The organism is Streptomyces sp. NPDC088350 (genome assembly GCF_044753545.1).
GTDB lineage: Bacteria > Actinomycetota > Actinomycetes > Streptomycetales > Streptomycetaceae > Streptomyces.
On record NZ_JBIVNL010000002.1, the window covers coordinates 394,420 to 412,520 of the forward strand.

General features: G+C 71.0%; 11 protein-coding genes. 2 read left to right on the plus strand and 9 right to left on the minus strand.

Features of this window, described 5'->3' with window-relative positions; all coding sequences use genetic code 11:
* Nucleotides 1-35 precede the first annotated feature (35 nt).
* The 3 genes from ACIQBL_RS07035 to ACIQBL_RS07045 form a co-directional block, all read right to left on the minus strand.
* On the minus strand, nt 36-662 hold the full coding sequence (locus ACIQBL_RS07035; RefSeq protein ID WP_401937745.1) for a peptidyl-prolyl cis-trans isomerase: 627 nt from the start codon (nt 660-662) through the stop codon (nt 36-38).
* Complete coding sequence (locus tag ACIQBL_RS07040; protein WP_401937747.1) at nt 659-4,885, minus strand: NEW3 domain-containing protein; 4,227 nt, start codon at nt 4,883-4,885, stop codon at nt 659-661. Before ACIQBL_RS07040 ends, ACIQBL_RS07035 begins: the two co-directional genes overlap by 4 nt.
* Before the next feature lie 133 nt (nt 4,886-5,018).
* Complete coding sequence (locus tag ACIQBL_RS07045; protein ID WP_401937749.1) at nt 5,019-5,903, minus strand: MurR/RpiR family transcriptional regulator; 885 nt, start codon at nt 5,901-5,903, stop codon at nt 5,019-5,021.
* A 133-nt stretch (nt 5,904-6,036) separates the two neighbouring features.
* On the opposite strand from ACIQBL_RS07045, the gene ACIQBL_RS07050 reads away from it, so the two are divergent.
* Nucleotides 6,037-6,801, plus strand: a complete 765-nt coding sequence (locus ACIQBL_RS07050; RefSeq protein ID WP_401938907.1) for a sugar isomerase domain-containing protein — start codon at nt 6,037-6,039, stop codon at nt 6,799-6,801.
* 66 nt (nt 6,802-6,867) lie between these two features.
* Here the strand turns inward: ACIQBL_RS07050 and ACIQBL_RS07055 are convergent, their stop codons facing one another.
* The 4 genes from ACIQBL_RS07055 to ACIQBL_RS07070 form a co-directional block, all read right to left on the minus strand.
* Nucleotides 6,868-9,957 (minus strand): beta-N-acetylglucosaminidase domain-containing protein, encoded by a 3,090-nt coding sequence (locus tag ACIQBL_RS07055; protein WP_401937752.1) that lies wholly within the window; start codon nt 9,955-9,957, stop codon nt 6,868-6,870.
* Between the two features lie 93 nt (nt 9,958-10,050).
* The gene (locus tag ACIQBL_RS07060; protein WP_401937754.1) at nt 10,051-10,458 is read right to left on the minus strand and encodes a hypothetical protein; all 408 of its coding nucleotides are present in this window, start codon (nt 10,456-10,458) and stop codon (nt 10,051-10,053) included.
* An 84-nt stretch (nt 10,459-10,542) separates the two neighbouring features.
* A complete protein-coding gene (locus ACIQBL_RS07065) occupies nt 10,543-10,665 on the minus strand; it encodes a hypothetical protein (RefSeq protein WP_401937757.1) in 123 nt (40 codons plus the stop codon).
* Nucleotides 10,666-10,836: 171 nt separating this feature from the next.
* A complete protein-coding gene (locus tag ACIQBL_RS07070; RefSeq protein ID WP_401937759.1) occupies nt 10,837-13,815 on the minus strand; it encodes a BTAD domain-containing putative transcriptional regulator in 2,979 nt (992 codons plus the stop codon).
* Nucleotides 13,816-14,113: 298 nt separating this feature from the next.
* On the opposite strand from ACIQBL_RS07070, the gene ACIQBL_RS07075 reads away from it, so the two are divergent.
* Complete coding sequence (locus ACIQBL_RS07075; protein WP_401937762.1) at nt 14,114-16,570, plus strand: tetratricopeptide repeat protein; 2,457 nt, start codon at nt 14,114-14,116, stop codon at nt 16,568-16,570.
* Here ACIQBL_RS07075 and ACIQBL_RS07080 read toward each other — a convergent pair.
* Both ACIQBL_RS07080 and ACIQBL_RS07085 read right to left on the minus strand, forming a co-directional pair.
* Nucleotides 16,518-16,778: a hypothetical protein gene (locus tag ACIQBL_RS07080; RefSeq protein ID WP_401937765.1), complete on the minus strand. Its 261-nt coding sequence runs from the start codon at nt 16,776-16,778 to the stop codon at nt 16,518-16,520. The two genes, ACIQBL_RS07075 and ACIQBL_RS07080, sit on opposite strands and share 53 nt — an antisense overlap.
* Nucleotides 16,775-18,040: a hypothetical protein gene (locus ACIQBL_RS07085; protein ID WP_401937766.1), complete on the minus strand. Its 1,266-nt coding sequence runs from the start codon at nt 18,038-18,040 to the stop codon at nt 16,775-16,777. The genes ACIQBL_RS07080 and ACIQBL_RS07085 overlap by 4 nt, the downstream gene beginning before the upstream one ends.
* Nucleotides 18,041-18,101: the final 61 nt, after the last annotated feature.

Sequence of the window (18,101 nt, forward strand, 5' to 3'; positions counted from 1 at the left end):
ATGGTTCTCGTGTTGCTTTTAGGTTCCGGGCGAGATCAGTGCCGGTGTTCGTGGTCCGGGTGCGCCGGATCGCCGGGGTGCTCGTGGCCGGCGGTGTACACCACTCCGGCCTTGGCCTGGTCCAACCAGCCGAAGAACGCCCGCCGCCCCGCAGCCCTGCGCAGCTCACGCGCGACACCCTCGCGGACCTGCCCGTACGCCAGGAAGTCCTCCGATGTCGCCCCGCCGAACGGGTCGACACCGCGCCGAAGCGCCTCCGTTGTGAGGAAACGGTCCCGGTTGCGGTCGTAGTAGTCCCGTACGGCGGCCTCCGCGACCTCCTGCTCGCCCTCCAGCTCGGCCAGCAGCAGCCGGGCGGCCGGGGAGTGCGCGAGGGCCGCCGCGACGATGCTGCCGAGATCCGCGACATCGGTCTCGGCGACGGCGAGCACCCGGTCCGGCGACACCTCTTCCGGTGGCGCCAACCCCCTTTCCAGGCAGGCGTGTTGGGCGAGTTCGTCGATGACCACCACCTGGGTCGCCCAACGCCGCCGCTGTCGTTCGGCCCGCGCGAGCGCCTCGGGCCCGGTCTCCCGGTCCCGCGCCGGTACGGCCGCCAGCAGTGCGTCCACCCGCCGCTTCGCCACGGCCTTGCCGCGTACCACGGCCGCGTGCTCCGTCACGGCGTCACCTCCAGCGCGACCGCCTCCGTGTAGGCGACGCACCCGTTCCAGGCGACCTTCACCAGGAGCCAGTAAGACCCCGGCGGTACCGCCGAACCGTCCACCTCGATGACGCACTCCTCCTCCGCGCCTCCGGGCACCGTGAACCCCTGGCAGCCCGGCGTGACCCCGGCCCAGGTGCCCCACGAGGAGACGGCCCACAGGGTGCCGTTGACGGGTCCCCGGGTGGTGTTGCGGACGGTCACGGGGACGCGGGCGCGCTCACCCGCTCGTACGGTGATCCGGTCAACTCCCAGACGCGACACGAGCGTTGGCCCGTGCTGCCCCTCCAGCACATCCAGGGCCACGGTGTCCTCGTACGTCTGCCCGCCGTACGACAACCGGGCCGCGAGCCAGTGCCGGCCGGGCGCCGGTTCCGGCGGTGGTGTCACGGTCACCTCGGCCATCGTGAACCCGCCCGGCCCCAGCGCGTACGGCAGTTCGGCGGGTTCGGCCCGCCAGCCGGGCGGGACGTGGAAGGTCACCGTGCCCGACACCGGCGCGTCGGTGAGTTCCGAGCCGACCCGGACGGTCGCGGTGACGGGGCCGGAGGCGGTGAGGGTGCCGGGGGAGAGGTATACGGACACCGGCATGTTCCCGCGTGGCGCGGGGCCGGAGTTGTGCAGCCAGTAGCGGGTGTGGACGGGTTGCGCGGGCTCATGTGCCGCGATTCCGGGCCCGGTTGAGGTCTCGACAGCGGTGGTCGCCAGTACCGTCGCGACCTCGAATCCGGTCAGGTCGACGCCGAGCCCGCCGTCCCGCTCCGGTGCCAACCGCTCGCCGGGTGCCTCCAGTACGTTCGCGCGGGCGCCCTCGGTCCAGTCGTGCGGGCCGCGTATCCGGGCCCGCACGGGCCGACCGTTCACCTCGTGCATCCGGACGACGACTCCGCGCCCCGGGTCGACGGGTACCGCGCTGCCCCGGGCGAGCGGGGAGCCGAGCGGCTTGAGGGCGTCGAGGACGACCTCGCCGGCCGGTTCGAGGCCCAGCAGGGCGAATTTCCGTGGCAGGACGCCCTGTTGGGCGGATGTCCGCACGCGTGCCGTGAAGGGGTGGTTGAACTCATGTCCGGCCTGGGGCAGGCGGGCCTCGCGCCAGTCGCCGGCGCCCGCGACCACGGCGTACGCGAACTCGTGTGTCCAGCGCTGGAGTTGGAAGGCGGAGCCGTCGGGTGCCGTGCGGCGGGGCGGGTCGACCCAGATGCCGGAGGGCCAGCCGGTGCAGGAGCGCATGAGGGACATGCAGAGGTCGCCGGAGGAGGTGACGACACAGCCGGGCGTGCCCCGGTTGAGGACGGCGAAGCTGCGGCCGTCCCAGGCGTCACCGGGAGGCAGGGCCTCGCAGCCGCCCGCCGCCGTGGCCGTGACGACCGCGTCGTCGAGGTCGTCGATCAGGGCGTCGACCGCCTTGGCGTCGTCCTCGGGGCGGGCGCCCGCCACCACGAGCAGCGGCAGCCGTTCGAGGTCGCGCAGGTCGGCCCCGGGCACCCACTCCTCGCGCAGCCCGGCACGCGGCGCGACCCAGACCGTCGCGACACCCCGCTCGGCCAGTTGGCGGCGCAGTTCACGTCCGGCGGCCGGGTCCCAGCCGAGGGCCTCGGCGACCACGGAGTTGCGCTCGGGAGCGCCCACGGCGATCCGGAAGTCCGGGAGGTTGGAGTCGACTTCGAGGTCGCCGTAGCGCGGGCCGCCGGCGATCGTCGAGGTCGCGGTGACCCCGGCGCGGACGAGGGCCGCCGCGAGCGGGGCACCGAGTTCACCGGCCTCGTCCCAGTCGGCGTAGACGAGTTCCGCGACGCCGATCGACCGGTGGCCGAGCAACCGCCCCGACTCGTCCTGTACGGCGACCCGCGCGGTGGACCCGAGCCCGAACCAGGTGTTCGCCGGGTTGTCGAGCGTCCACGGGAACCGCTCGCTGTCCACCTCCACGAACCCGAACCCGCGCCCGATCACGGCGTCCGCCACCTCGTGCACGGGCAGTCCGCCGGTCACGTCGGACGGCCAGCGCACCCGGATCAGCCGGTCGGCGCCGTCGTAGCCGTCGATCGTGGTCGTCACGTCGAGGCGCGGCACGCCGGTCCACAGGGTCAGCCGCTGGGTGTAGCGGAACAGTCCGAGGTCGGCGGTGACGGTGATCCGTGAACCGGCGGGGGAGTGCTCGACATCGATGTCGGCGGTGACATCGCGGCTGCGTGCGGCGGTCGTTCCGGTGGGCGTGAGATGCCAGGGGCCCTCGCCGAAGCGCGGGTGCCTGGCGTACTCCTCCTGTACGACGAGTTCGTTGCCGATGTCTCCGGGGCGCAGCAACTCCCTTCCGCCTGCGGCCAGTTCGCGCAGGCCGCTGACGCCGCCGCCGCGCGCGGGGTCGACCGTCACCTCGTAGAACTCGTTGCGGACGGTGAGGCCTTCGCCGGGTGTCCACTCGGGTACCGAACCCTCGGAGAGGGGGAGGGTCTTGAGGCCCATGCCGGGGACCTCCGGTACGACGACGTGGAGTTGGTCGCCCTCGCGTACGGCGGGCAGGGGCAGACCGGTGTCGTCGAGGGGGACCAGGCCGGGGTCGGCGACGGTCAGTACGTCCCTGCGTTCCCAGGTCGCCGCGTTGAACACGACCAAGTCCTCGGTCGCCCCTGGTAGTCGGGCGACCTTGGCGGCGATCGCGTCGGTGGCGTCGGCGTGCACCGCCTCGGCCAGGTCGTACAGCTCGCGCCAGCCGGTCATCAGGTCGATGTACACCTGGTCCGACTCGGAGCCGGTGATGGCGTCGTGGTGGGCGCCGTAGATCAGCTGCCGCCAGGCCTTGTCCAACGCCGCGTCCGGGTAGGGGTGTTGGGCGACGAGGGAGGCGAGGGTCGCCCAGGCCTCCGCGTCGGCGAGGAGCGTCTCGCCGTAGCGCTGGGCCTGTTTGGTGTCGATGTAGGAGACGTCCTTGCCGGTGTAGATCGGGTTCATGTCCCGGGTCTGCGGGGACGCCTTGCGGCCCTCCTCGGCCAACTCGGCGCGGACGGCGGCGAAGAAGTCGCGGGGGATCGCGCTGACGAAGCGCGGCCAGACGTAACGGGCGTTCCAGTCGCGGTGGATGTCCATCACCCAGCGGCACGGCGGCGCGTAGTCGCCGCCGACCGGCAGCAGCACGTTGCGGGTGAGCGCGACCTTCTTGAGTCCCCGGAACAGCTTGAGGGCGGCGGCCTCGGCCTCGGGGAGGGTGGGCGCGTTGTCGATCGCCCAGCCGGCGCCGTAGTGGTTGACCATGTAGGCGGTGAGGAGTCCGCGCCCGGAGGGGGCGATCCAGCTGAACTCGGCCGGGAACTGCATGCGTTGGGGATCGCGCGGCTCCTCGCCGAACACCGACAGCGTCGGCCCCCACTGGTGGAACGGCCCGCGCGCCCACGAACTGGAGGACACTCCCGCGTCCGCCATCAGCCCGGGGAACTGCGGATCGTGCCCGAACGCGTCCAACTGCCAGGCGGTTTCGGGCGAGGCACCCAGGATGCCGCGCTGAAAGCCGTCCCCGTAAAGCGCGTTGCGTACGGTGGCCTCGGCGCCGGTGAGGTTGGTGTTCGGCTCGTTGTAGGTGCCGCCCATGATCTCGACCCGGCCGGTGCGGATCAGCTCGCGCAGGAAGGCGCGTTCCTCGGGGAAGGCGTCCCAGTACGGCTTGAGGTAGTCGACCTCGGCCAGCACGAAGGTGTACGCCGGGTCGCGGCGGGCCAGGTCGCAGTGGGCCCGGACGAGGCTCATGCCGGACTGGCCGCGGGAGTCGAAGGTGCGGGCGGGGAGGCCGGTGGAGGCGGGGTCGTCGGCGACGTCCCAGGTCTCGGTGTAGGCGCCCTGGGTGTTCCACCAGACGGGGTCGTAGTGGAAGTGGCTGACCATGAACATCGTCCAGCCGGGTTCGGCGGCCGTGAACTCGGCGGTGAGGCCGGCCAGTTGGTCGCCGTCGGCCGCCGTCACCTCGATCGCGCACTGCTCGCCGGGCGCGAGGTCGCAGGTCACGGGTATCTCGGCACGCGCGGTGCCGTCCCCGCCCACGACCGTCTCCGCGGTGCCGCGCAGGCCGGGGCCCTCGACCGTGAGGCGGACCGGCCGGCCGGGGACATGGGCGATCTCGGCGGTCACCACCTGGAGCGGATGCTCGGCGGTGCCGACGAACAGCTCGGTCGACTGGGCAGCGGTGACACGCATGGGTCTCCTACCAGAGGCTCGGCGGAGCGCCCATCCTGACACCGCGAAGATGATTCAAACAACCATCCCCGCGTAACTTCGGTGGTTCATCCATGCAGACTCGGCCGAGATCACGGCTGGGTCTCGGCTCGGATCACCGACCCCTGCGGGCCTTCACCGTGTGCTCCCCGGCGATGTGGTCGGTGAGGGCCAGGGAGGCGCTCGCGCGCTGGTAGGAGAGCTGCGCGATGCGGACGTAGAGGCAGTCGATGAGGACCAGGACCGAGTGGCGGGCGCCGATGATGCCGGTGGGGAAACTGGTCGCGGAGGACGAGGAGATGAGCCGGATGTCGGCGGCGCGGGCCAGCGCGGAGCGCGGGTCGGAGGTCAGGGCGATCGTGGTGGCGCCGCGTTCCTTGGCGAGTTCGAACGGCTCGATGGTCTCGCGGGTCGAACCCGAGTGCGAGATTCCGATGGCGACGTCCGCCGGGGTGAGCAGGGCGGCGGAGGTGGCGGCGGCGTGCACCTCGGTCCAGCCGCGCACCGCGCAGCCGATGCGGAACAGGCGGGTCTCGGTCTCCTGGGCGACCGCCCCGCTGCCGCCGATGCCGTAGACGTCGATCCGCCGGGCGCGGGCGGCGGCGGTGGCCGCGCGCTCCACCGCGTCGAGGTCGATCCGGTCGATCGTCTGCTGCACCGCGCGGAGGTCCGCACTGCCCACGACCTGCACGACTCGCTCCAGATCGTCGTCCGGGGAGATGTCCGGGCCGATCTCGGCGGTACCCCAGTCGGAGACCTCGCCGCGCCCGCGCTCCTGGGCCAGTTCGATCAGCAGATGCTGGTACGAGTCGAGGCCGACCGCCCGGCAGAACCGGGTCACCGTCGCCTGCGAGGTGCCGGTCCGGCGGCCCAGCTCGGCGGCCGAACAGTGGGTGACGGCGGCCGGATCCTCCAGGATCAGCTCGCCGACCTTCCGCAGCGAGCCGGCCAGCCGGGGCAGCTCCGTGCGGATGAGGGTGGTGACGTCTGTCGGGGGCATGTGGAGAAGGTATCAGCCACCCCACAGGCCATCGATTGAATACCAGGACCGCGTGTGATTTATTGATTCATTGATCGGGAAAGAATAGGTGGTTTGATCCACCGGTGGGGAGTATCGCGTGTCCGCCGAGTCCGTGTCCGCCGAATCCGTAAGCGCCGAGACCTTCGCGCGCGAGAGCCTGGCCGTCCTCCAGCACATCACCGAGTCCAGCCGCGAGACCGTGTCCCGCGCCGCCGAACTGATCGCGGACTGCGTCCGCACGGACGGCGTCATCCAGGCCTTCGGCACCGGCCACTCCCAGGCCATGGTCCTCGAACTCGCGGGCCGCGCCGGGGGTTTGGTGCCCACCAACCGCTTGAGCATCGCCGACCTCGTCCTCTACGGCGGTGACGCGCCGAGCGTCCTCGACGACCCGCTGCTGGAACGCCGGGCCGGTGTCGCCGACCGGCTGTACGACTTGGCCGCCCCGCGCCCCCAGGACCTCTTCGTCGTCATCTCCAACTCCGGTGTGAACAAGGTGATCGTCGAGATGGCCCTGCGCGTGAAGGAACGCGGCCACCGCCTCCTGGCCATCACCTCGCTCGCCCACACCCGCGCGGTCCCCGCCGGCCACCCCAGCGGCAAGAAGCTCGCCGACCTCGCCGACGTCGTCCTCGACAACGCGGCCCCGCGGGGCGACGCCCTCCTCGAACTCCCCGCCGGGGGCGCTGTATGCGCCCTGTCCACTCTCACCGGCGCGATGCTCGTACAGCTGTCGGTCGCGGCGGCGGCGGCCCAGCTGCTCGCCTCGGGGGAGCGCCCGCCGGTGTACGTCTCGGCCAATGTGCCGGGCGGGTTCGAGGGGAACCTGGAGCTGGAGAAGCGGTACGAGGGGCGGATTCGGCGTACGGCGAGCTGACGCCTCGCGGAGGTGGGGGACGAGCGGCCGGGACCCCCGGAACGGGGCCCCGGCCGCTCGTTCTCGTCACTCCACCGGTACGGGAGTGAGTGCGACCGCGAGCGGATAGGCACCGGTCGTCAAGGGGGTGCCCGTGGTGTCGGACGCGGTGTCGACCGGCACCAGGGCGTTGCCGTCGGCGGTGGTGACGTACGCCGTGCCGCCGTTCCAGTCCAGGGCCACGTCGAAGGCCGACTTCCCGACCGTCACCCTCGTGCCCGGGGCGCCGGTGACCGTGTCGACCGGGGTGACGGTGTCACCGTTGCTGGGGCTGACCCACAGGGTCCGGCCGTCCGGGGACAGCGCGAGGCCGTAGGCCTGGCCGGAGACCAGGAAGGTCGGCTCGGTGTCGTTGGTGGCCGTGTCGATCGGAGTGACCGTGGAACCACCGGAGTTGGACACGTACACGGTCCTGCCGTCGGGTGCGGCGACGACGTTGAAGGGGCTGGGCCCGACGGGGATGGCCGCCTTGGCCGTCCTGTCGGTGAGATCGACCGGGGTGACCGTGTCGTCGTGGATGTCGGCCACGTACAGTGTCCCGCCGTCGGGTGTGACCGCCATGTTCTCCGGCCCGGAACCGACGGGAACGGGCGTGCCCGCCGTGAGACTTGAGGTGTCCACGGGCTGCACGGTCCCGTCCGTGTAGTTCGCGACCCACAGCGTGCCGCCGTCCGGGGTGAGCGCGAGACCGGCGGGGACCTTGCCCACGGCGACCGTGGCGGTGACCGTGCCCTTCGCCACATCGATCACGCTGACGGTGTCGGAGCCCTGATTCGCGGCGTAGGCGGTGCGTCCGTCCGCGCTCACGACCACTTCGCCCGGGTTGTCGCCGACGGTGATCCCGGTGCTCCTCCCGGAGGAGAGGTCGATCGAACTGACCGACGCGCCACTGAAGTTGGCGGTCAGCGCCCGGGACGTACCGCTGCCGTCGGTGACCCGGACCGGTAGCGCCCGGTCGAGGATGCCCGTACCCGACACCACGACGGAGTGGACACCCTCGGTGCCCGCGGTCAGCGTGACGGTGGCCGAGGCGCTGCCCCCGGCCGGTACGGTCGCGGTGCCCTCGGCGGGCGAGGCGGTGACACCGTCGGGTACGTCGAGCTTCCAGGCGACCGTGCGGGCGGTGGTGGACTTCTTGTCGGACAGGGCGAGGGCGACCGTCTCGGACGCGCCGGGCTTCAGGGTGACCGACGCGGGGGCGAAGGAGGCGTCGACGCCGGGGTCGGGCGCGTTCTCCAGCATCGTCGTGTAGAGGAACTGGTCCATGACACCGGGCGAGACCTGCTGGGGTATCGCGTCCAGCGCCTTGCGCTCGTCCCTGAGCCGGTTCCAGTACGTGGTGACGGCGGTGGTGTCGCCCCGCTTGTTGGCGAGCAGCAGGTCCACGGCCGTTGTGCCGGCGGTGCCGTAGGCGCCGAGCTTGTCCAGCCAGGCCGAAGTCTCCCGCAGGAAACCGGAGTTGCGGAGACGGGCGCGCAACTGGCCCGGAGTGGCGGCCATGTCGGTGAAGTAGGAGGTGAGGGCGTCGGCGGCGCGGTCGAGGCCGCCGTTCTGTCCGTAGGCGGTGCGGAAGGCGGCGATGAGCGTGGTGAGCGTGGGGGATTCGGTCGCGTCGAGCTGTGAGGAGTAGTTGTTCTCGGCGAAGATCCGCAGCCACTTGGCGGCGCCCGGCCCGGCGAGATCGCGGACGGAGGCCAGGAAGGCGGCCCGTGGGTCGTAGTCCTCCGGGTTCCACAGGTAGGCGGCCGAGGTGAACAGGGCGATCCGGCTCGCCTCGCCCTGGATCATCGGGTTGGCGGTCACTCCGGTCGCGGCCGACGCCACGCCGGGCTCGCGGCCGGTGTAGGGGCCGAGCAGGAGACGGCTGGTGACGTAGTCGTTGACCGGGTAGTTGTCCCAGACCAGGATCGGGTGGCCGTAGACCGTGCGGGCCCGCGCCACCTGGTCGGCCGTGATCGTCGGCGCGATGACGCCGGCGCCGGTCCACTCCACGACCACCGCCGGGTCGAGCCGCTCCCGCAACGCCGTCTTGTAGGGCGAGTCGGCGAGGTCGGAGTACTCGGTGGGGACCATCTCCAGCGGCTGGAGGTCCGCGTGGGCGGCGGAGAACGTCCGCCACACCCGGTTGAGCAGGTGGGCCTGGGCCGCACCCGCCGCGCCGCCGCCGGTGCCGAACTCCTCTCCGTCGGCGGCGCAGTTCCACTTGGTGTAACTGATGTCGTCCAGCGGGATCGCGAAGGAGCGCACCCCGATGGCGTACAGCGACGCGAACTTGTCGGTGAGGGCCTTGACGTCGGCGGCGGAGGAGTAGCAGACCGACAGCCCCGGGGACAGGGCGTAGGTGAAGCGGACGTGATCCGCGTGGGCCCGGTCGACGAGTTCCTTCAACTGGGCCAGTTCGGCGGCCGGATACTCGTCCCGCCAGCGGGCCCGGAGGTAGTCGTCGTCCTTGGGCGAGTAGACGTAGACGTTCTGCTTCGTACGGCCGTAGAAATCAAGCTGGTCCAGCCGCTCGGCGTGGGTCCACGGAGTGCCGTAGAAGCCCTCGACGACTCCGCGCAGGGCGGCGGTCGGCCAGTCCCGTACGGTCACTTGGGGGAGCCGGGATCCGGTGACGAGCTGGCGCAGGGTCTGGGCCGCGTAGAAGGTGCCGGTGGTGTCGACGCCGGAGAGGGCGACGACGGCTCGGCCGTCCGTGCGGCCGGAGGCGAGGGCGTAGCCGCCGGAGGGCAGACCGGCCGGGGACGAGGCACCCAGGCTCTTCAACACCCGTGCTGTGGCGGTGTTTTCGGACGGACCGCCGACGTAGACCGTGAGGGCGGCCGGTGCGGGAGGGGGGTCACCGGGGCTGACCGTGGTGATCAGGTCGGCTCCGGCCTCGTGCAGGACGGTCTCGACGAGGTGCCGGGCGGAGGGGTCGGTCCCGGCGCCCACCACCTCCACCACCCGCTCAGGGACGGTGAGTTGACCGGGCCTCGGGTGCAGGGACTTGGGCGTCGGCCACACCTGGGTGTGTGCCGACACGGCTGATGCGGCTGTCGCCGTCGTGGAGAGTGACGGGATGGTGAGACCTGCAGTCAGCAGTAGCGCGGCGGTGAGGCGGGTGGCTGGAGACACGGGTTCCCCTTCTGGCGCCCAGAGTAAATGAAATCACCGAGGGATGCTAGGGACGGTGAATGCATCATTCAATGGTGCGTCGGGGCTCTCGTGCTACGCAGGAGGAGTGGGCGGGAGCGGAGGGTTGGTGAAGGTGTTGCCGGAGATGTCGCGGCCCTGGATGACGGGCCCCTGGTAACTGCCGCCCTCGATGCGGTTGTTGATCCCGCCCGTCTGCTCGGCGACCCTCTTGGCGAGCTGCCGCCACTCCTCCAGGGCCTGTCGGAAGTCGGCGTCGAGCGCGGCCCTGACGGCCAGCGCGGTGCTCAGGGAGTGCGCCCGGGCGGAGTCGTCCGGGGCCCGGGTGAGCGCGGTGAGCTCAGGTTCGCCGGAACTCACCTCTTCGGCGTGCCGGAAGGGGCGCCGGACCAACGCGACGAGCCCTTGCCAGGCCTGCTGGCCGGCTTCACCGCCGAGGCCTCCGGCGAGGGCTGCGAGGAGGGCGACCGAGACAGGGTCCATGAGGGCGTTCCCCTTTCCGGGACGGCGGGGTGTCTGCGAGGGTGCGGCAGCGGGAGAAACCTTTCCGTCACCGCACCCACCGAATCAGCTGAGGTAATTCTGGACGCTGGGGATACAGATGGCTATCCCGATGGTGAAAGCGGAGAGGCCGGCGAGCTTGAGGACCAGGTGGCGCCGGAGGGCCTTCGCGGTCGTGCGTATCGGCATTGGTGGGTGGTTCTCCCGAATCACTCGTTGGTGATTGTGGCGCGTGCCACGAGTGATTTCTACAGGGACGACAGCCCGCGAAGCAACTCCGCGCGCGGTTTCTTTCGCAGGGGTATTCACCGGGCCTCGGACCTGATACTGGGCTCCGCGTGAGGTGGCACGCCAATCCGCTCACTCCGTCTCCGTGGAACGCGCTTTCTCCCCCGCGTTGTGCACGGCGGTCAGGCTCTCCCGTGCCTGCGCGGCCTCGCGTGCCGCGCCGATGCGGTCGGCGACCTCGATGGCGTGGGTGATGTGCGCGGCGGCCGAACGGTCTTGCCCGAGCCGGTGTTCGGCGAGTCCGAGTGAATGGAGCGCCTGGGCCTCCTCGTGGGCGGCTCCCACGCTTCTTGCCAGTTCCAGAGCGTGCTCGTGACGGGCGGCGGCCTCGCTGAACCGGCCCGCGGCGTGTAGAGCGGTCCCCATCGCGTGCAGCGTCTCGGAGGCGTTGCGGCGATCGCCGAGCCGCCGAAATGTGGTCAGGGACTGCTGGTAGAGATCCAGCATGGCGACCAGTTCACGGGGAGAAGCCATTGTGTTGGCCAAATTCACCTGAGTGATGGCGCGCTCCGAAGGATTCCCTGACTCCTTGAGGGTCGCGAGCGCTTCTTGGAGTAATTTCCGGGCGGAATCGGTACTCCCCATATGGAGGTGAAGATCGGAGAGGTTGTTCAATACGTGCGCGTATTCGCGCATGTCCGCCGACCTTCGGAAGCCGGTGAGCGCCAGGTCGAAATTTTCCTGAGACTCCTGGAATCTGCCCAGATACAGATAGGTGATCCCCAGATTATTTCGCGACCGGGAAATCTGCCAGATGTCGCCCGAAGCGGTGCGCAGGCGCAGGGTTCTGAGCTGGAACTCCAGCGCCTCTGTCAGTTGCCCGGTGTTCCAGTGCAGGACGCCGAGTTGGTGGAGGGCTTCGGCGCCGGCCTCTGCGTCGTCGAGGTCGGCGGCGGCCCGGTGCGCCTGCCCGAGGGCGGTGAGGGCCTCGTCGTAGCGTCCGCAGTGGGACAGCGCGTTGCCCAGATCGATCAGCGCGTGCACCTCCGACTGCCGTTCCCCGACCGTGTGCCAATGCTGCACGGCGGACGCGTGCATACGTTGTGCGTCGGCCGAGTACCCCTCGTCGTCGAGGAAGGCGGCCAACGCGCCTGCGAGCACACCTGCCTCATGGAGGCGTCCGGTCGTCCGGCAGTGACGCTCGGCCGTGATCAGGGCGGCACGCTCTGCCAGCAGCCAGCGGCGGGCCGCCAGAGGGTCGTCCCAGGGCGGGAGCGAGTGTCGTGCGGGGGGAGGCGGACGGTCCGTGCGGAGGCTTCGTGGATAGATCATCCGGTCCGCGACGTCCGATGCCTGTAGATAGAAATCGATCACACGACTGATGGCCTCGTCGCGTGCGGAGTCCGTTTCCTCGGCCATGGCCAGGGCGCGTGAATATTCGCCGAGAAGATCGTGGAGCGTGTAACGCTCCGGCACGGGTTCCTGGATCAGGTGTACGTCCATCAGCGATTCCAGGGCGTCTTCCGCGGTGTCCTGCGGAAGGCCGGTGAGTGCCGCGATCCCAAAGGTGTCGACATCGGGGCCGAAGCGCAGTCCGAGAAATCGGAAGACTGTTTGTTGCTCGCTCGTGAGTGCCCGATACGAAATGTCGAACGCCATGCCGATCTCCCCGCGCGCACCGTCCCGGATTTCCTTGAGCCGACCCTGTCCGTGCGTGAGCCTGCGCAGGAGGTGGGCGGTCGTCCAGGACGGGCGGGACGCCAGGCGCCCGGCCGCCAACTCGATGGCCAGCGGCAGATATCCGGCAAGGCGGACAATGTCCGCGACTTCGCCGGACTGGAGGGTGCGGTCCCCGCCGGCCACGCTGCGGAAGAGGGCGACGGCGTCCTTCGGAGGGAGGACGTCGAGTTGGATCGACCGGATGCCGGGGAGCCCGGTCAGTCGACGGCGGCTGGTGACGATGATCAGTGAGGGAGAGGCGCCTGGGAGCAACGGGCGCAGTTGTTGCGGTCCGGCCGCGTCATCGAGGACGACCACCGCACGACGGTTGCTGAGCAGGCTGCGCCACAGGCTCACGAGCCCGTCCATGTCGTGCGGCAGGTCCGCCGCGGGGACGCCGAAAGCCCGGATCAGTGAGGTGAGCGCGGCCTCGGGGGCGAGGGGTTCCTGGCCCGGTGAATGAGCCTGGAGGTCGAGGTAGGCGGCGCCTTCGGGGAAGAAGGGGGCGAGACGTCTGGCCGCGTGCAGGGCGATTGTCGATTTGCCGACCCCGGCCATTCCGGAGACGGTCTGCAGCGCGATGACCGTACGGGTGGCGGGCGAAGCCGTCGACAGGGGTACGGCGTTGTGTACGATCACCGCCAACTCCGCTTCCCGGCCCACCAGTTCCGCATGACTCGGCAGGGTCTGCGGACCGGTCACGACGGGTTCGGTGCGGGGTGGGAGGCTGTGGACCGGTGCTCCGTTCAGGATGAGTCCGTGCAGTCGGGTGAGGGTCTCGCCCGGATCGGCGCCCAGGTCTTCCAGCAGGCGTCGGCGGACGGTGTCGTACACGCGCAGGGCGTCGGCCTGTCGGCCGCAGCCGTAGGTGGCCGTCATGAGCTGGCCCGCCAGGAGTTCGTCGGTGGGATGTTCTTCCAGCAGGGTGGCGAGGTCGGGGACGACCTCGGCGAAGTGACCGCCGCGCAGTTCGATGGCGATACGGATCAGCTGGGCGGACAACTGCCGCTCCTCAAGGACGCTCCGGGTGCGCTCGGCCCAGAGCCCCGGCAAGCCGGTGAGCGGCTCGCCGCGCCGGAGTTCGTCCGCGTCCCGCAGAACCCGGAGCGCTTCCTGGTCGTCGCCGCTGTCGCTCAAGGAACGGGCTGTTGCGGTCAGCTGATGGAATCGGTGGCAGTCCACCTGTTCGGGGCGTATGTCCAGGGTGTACGCATGAGCTTGCTGGACCAGAAGTTCGCCGCAGTCCAGTGCGCGCAGCCGGCGGCGGATTCTCGCGATGTACGAGTGCAGGCTGACGCGCGGCTGGGCGGGCGGGTTGTCGTCCCACAGTCGGCGGATCAGGGTGTCCAGCGAAACCGGTCGCCCCGCATCAACTCCCAAGGCGGCGATCACAAGACGCTCTTTGACCGAGCCGAGCGCATCGACGCGATGGGTTCCGCGCAGTTCGACCGGTCCCAGTAAGCGAATCTCCAAGTCCACCGGTGCCCCCGTCCGACGGCCGACCCGTGCTCTGGAATGGTTAAGAGTCGCATGCGGTCAATAAGTGTTCAAATATGAAACCTACTTCAATAGCATATTGGCTCATTCTTGACTGACTCGATCGCATGGGGAATCGGTTCGGTCTGCTGAGTGCCTCCGTTGGGTAGGAGGTGGGACGTCGGGCACCGGGGCGCAGGGGGGAATGCGGCGAATGGATCAGGCGACGGCCGTGGAACTGCGAGCTGCCCTGACAATGGCCGCGCTACGGCCCGAAGCGCGGCAGGCGCTCGCAGACCTCGTCCGTCCGGTGCCGTCCGCCGCGCTCGCCGTCGCGATGCGCTACTGGATCGGGGAGGGTTCCCGTGTGGGCGGCGATGTCCGCGAACTGGCCGAACTGCTGGCACGCGAGGCGGCGAGTCGGCCGTGGCTGGCCGAGGGGCTGCGGCTGTGGTGCGCCGGGATCGTCAAGGTTGTCGATCCCCCGGGCGGTGCCGAGGTCATGAACACCATCGGGACCTCTGCCCGTATCACCGGACCCGTGGTCCAGGCCCGTGACGTCATTGGCGGGATCCACTTCCATCCCGCGCGAGATCCCTCGGGCGTCTCGGCACCCGCCGTGCCACGCCAACTCCCTCCCGTACCCGGCCACTTCATCAACCGGCACGACGAACTGGCCGCGCTGGACCGACTGACGGCGACTTCCGGCGACGGCTCTGTGATCGCCGTCATCAGCGGACCGGCGGGCATAGGGAAGACCACGCTGGCCCGCCGCTGGCTCCTCGGCAGGACGGAGTCCTTTCCCGACGGGCAGTTGTACGCCGATCTGCGCGGCCACTCCGCCGACGGCCCCGCGAGGCCCGGTGAACTGCTCACGGAACTGCTGAGGTCCTTCGGGCACGAGCGCATTCCGGCGGAGCTCAACGAGCAGGCGGCACTGTGGCGTTCGGTCACAGCGCAGGCGCGGATCGCCCTGCTTCTCGACAACGCTCTCAGCGCGGCGCAGGTTCGCCCGCTGCTGCCGGGATCGCGGTCGGCTCTGACCGCCGTGACCAGCCGGAATCGGCTGAGCGTGCTGGGTCTCGAAGGCGCGGCCTTCCTGCCGTTGGATGTCCTGGGCACCACAGACGCCGTCGAGTTGCTCACCCGGCGGGTCGGCGCGGACCGGGTCGGCCGGGAGCCGGAGGCCGCGCTGGCCATGGCGGAGGCCTGCGCGGGACTGCCGCTGGCCGTGTGCGTGGCCGGCGCCCGGGTCGCGGCCCGGCCACGACAACCCCTCGCGGTCATGGCGCGTGCGCTGAGCGGGGGTGAGGACGGCGCGCTGAACGCGTTGCGCGTGGGAGGCGAGTCGGCCGTACGCGCGGCGCTGCAGGAGTCGTACCGCCTTCTCGCACCCGAACTGGCCTCCGCGTACCGGCGGTTGAGTGTGCTCCCGGTGCCGGTGATCACCCCGCCCCTCGCCGCGGCCGTGTGCGAGACGACACCGGACGAAGCGGATCGAGTGCTCGACGAACTGGCCGAGGTGAACCTCATCGAGGACCTCGGACCCGACCCGCGTACCGGGCTCGGCCGCTACCGCTTCCATGATCTGCTCCGGGCCCACGCGCGGGAACGCGCCGCGGCGGAGGAGACGGCCGAGGGTGTCGAGCGGGCCGTGCGGGCGGCCGTGGACTTCCATCTGGCCGCCGCCACCGCCGCGGAGCTCCTGCTGACTCCCAGTCATCGCACGCTGCGCCGGGACTACTCCCGGCCGCCCGGACCGCCTCCGTTCACCGACGCCGCGGGTGCGCTGCGCTGGCTCGACGCCGAACGTGCGGCTCTCATGGCTGTGCTACGGGACGCGGCGGAGCGCGGCCGGCACGCGGCGGCCTGGCAACTGGCCGACGCGCTCTGGCCGTTGTGCCTCCGTCTTCGGCCCTACGACCTGTGGATCGAGGCCCACGAGATCGGTCTCGCGGCGGCTCGGCGCGACGGGGACCGGGACGGGATCAGCCGCATGCTCACCTCTGGCGGCACGGGACTGTACAACGTGGGCCGGTACGAGGACGCCGCCGCCTGGTTCCGCCAGGCGCTCGACGCCGCCCGCGAGGACGGGGCCTCCCTCGCCGCGCAGGGAGAGGGATGCGGTCTCGCAGCCGCCCGCCGTGCCGAGGCCCAGGCGCTGCACGGTCTGGGACAGACGCACCGGCTGGCGGGCCGACTCGCCGAAGCCCGGGAGTGTTTCACCTCGGCCCTGACACTGCGCGAGGAGATCGGACACCGACGCGGAGCCGCCCTGACCCGCCTCGCCCTCGGGGACACCGCCCTCGCGGCAGGCCGGCCCGAAGAGGCGTTGCCCCAGCTCGCCCGGGCCCGCGAAGAGCTGCTCGCCGCCGACGATCCCCACGACGCCGCCCGCGCCCTGGCCTTCCTCGGACGCGCGCACGCCCTGGCCGACGGAGCGGACCACGAGCGTGCCGAGCGTCAACTGCTGGCAGCGCTCGCGGAGTTCGAGGGGACCGGATCCGTTCCCTGGCAGGCACGGGTCCTGGAGATGCTCGGCGAGGGAGCAGCGGAACGCGACGACATCGGGCGGGCGAGGGACTGGTACGAACAGTCCCTCGCCCGCTACGGGCCGTTCAGCGGGCCGGACCGGCACCGCCTCGAAGAGCGGCTGCGGAGCCTTCCGTGAATCCGGGCAGCCGGACCCGCACCGCCCAACCACCGCCCACGCGGGGGACCAGCACCAGCAGGCACCCCGGATAGCGCGCCAGCACCTGCCCGGCCAGCAGCCACGCGTCGGCGTCCGGGCGCGCGAGCACGCAGTAGAGCACGTCGGCGCACTCACGACGGCTCTCGTCCGCGTCGCCGTCCAGGCGGACGATCACCAGGTCGTTCACGCGGACATGCCACCCTTGTGCGTGCGGCGCGTGCCCCACAGCTGCGGAGGGAGGGGCAGCGGTGGCAGGGACGGCTCGTAGGCGGGTTCACCGAGCCCGAGCACCCGGTACATCAGCCTGCGGGTGTTGCGGCCGAACCTTCCCGGCTCGGAGGAGATGCGCGCCGATATCCTCGTGTACTCGGCGGCCGGGCGGGTGGCCCGGGCGTACGCCAACTGCTCCGGCAGCGGGTGCGACGACGACAACGCCGGTGCCACTACCGCGAGTTCGGCCCCCGGCGAGGCCGGATCGACGTCCTCGGCCGGAAAGCGCGCCAGGATGATCGCCGCCCGGGTGAGGGTGGCGTAGAGCGTCACGGAACCGTGGTCACCGATCACCCAGTCCGCCGCGATGAGCAGGGAACGCCAGTCCGCATCCGGCGGGACGAGCTCGATCCCCCGACGGTGGGCCGCCGACATCCAGGACCGTACCTGCCAGTCGCCGTGCCCGGACCAGACGTTGGGATGCACCAGCACCGCGACTCGGTACTCGTCGGGCGGCAGTTCCGACAGGAGCCGGGGCAGCAGCGCGTCGAGCCGGTTGAAGGAGGACCCGGAACCCCAGGTGGACGAGACCACCAGCAGCCGCTGACCGCCCCGCAGCCCCAGCGCCGTACGGCAGCGCCGGCGGAGCGGGAGACTCGCCGTCATACGGTCGTAGGTCGCGTCGCCGACGACCTCGGCGACGGGCAGCGCCTCCGGGCAGTGCCTGCGCAGCGTCAGCAGGTCGTCCCGGTGCGCGAGGGCGAGCGCTCTGGGTACCACCTTCCCGTGCCTGACCAGATAGTGCCTGCCCAGTCCGCCGACCGTCCGCGGCGTCCCCGGATCACGGTCGTCGGCGAGCCGCGACAGCTTCATGTGTCCGGCGCCGTGCGGCAGCCTGAGCAGCGGGCCGCGCAGCCCCTCCACGCCCTGCGACCCGGCGGCCAGCACCAGGTCGTAGCGCCGGGAGAGGGCCTCCTCCCAGGGCAGGAGGCCGACGTGGGCCGAAGGCACGGAGCGCGCCGCACCCGCGTTGAACGCGTGCGGCGCGATGGTGAAGTCGACCTGGATCCGCAGGTCCGAATCCAGCAGCGGCAGCACGTCCCGCAGCCGCTGGCCGTACACCTCGGTGTGGACGACGACCAGGACCCGCTTGCAGCCCGGCAGTGTCAGCCACTGCGAAACGCCGGCCGCGTTCGTGGGTGCGGCAGGTGCTGTCCCGGCACCGATGTCGCTTTTCATGGATACCCCCGTTGTCGTGTGACGAGCACTCTGCTCGGAGGTGCCCCGACAACAGGACGGA

What these genes read in the sequence shown, in the direction of transcription:
- ACIQBL_RS07045 (WP_401937749.1), bottom strand. Translation starts at nt 5,903, where the DNA reads ATGCCCCCGACAGACGTCACCACCCTCATCCGCACGGAGCTGCCCCGG.
- ACIQBL_RS07060 (WP_401937754.1), bottom strand. Translation starts at nt 10,458, where the DNA reads ATGGACCCTGTCTCGGTCGCCCTCCTCGCAGCCCTCGCCGGAGGCCTC.
- ACIQBL_RS07065 (WP_401937757.1), bottom strand. Translation starts at nt 10,665, where the DNA reads ATGCCGATACGCACGACCGCGAAGGCCCTCCGGCGCCACCTGGTCCTC.
- ACIQBL_RS07040 (WP_401937747.1), bottom strand. Translation starts at nt 4,885, where the DNA reads ATGCGTGTCACCGCTGCCCAGTCGACCGAGCTGTTCGTCGGCACCGCC.
- ACIQBL_RS07075 (WP_401937762.1), top strand. Translation starts at nt 14,114, where the DNA reads ATGGATCAGGCGACGGCCGTGGAACTGCGAGCTGCCCTGACAATGGCC.
- ACIQBL_RS07085 (WP_401937766.1), bottom strand. Translation starts at nt 18,040, where the DNA reads ATGAAAAGCGACATCGGTGCCGGGACAGCACCTGCCGCACCCACGAAC.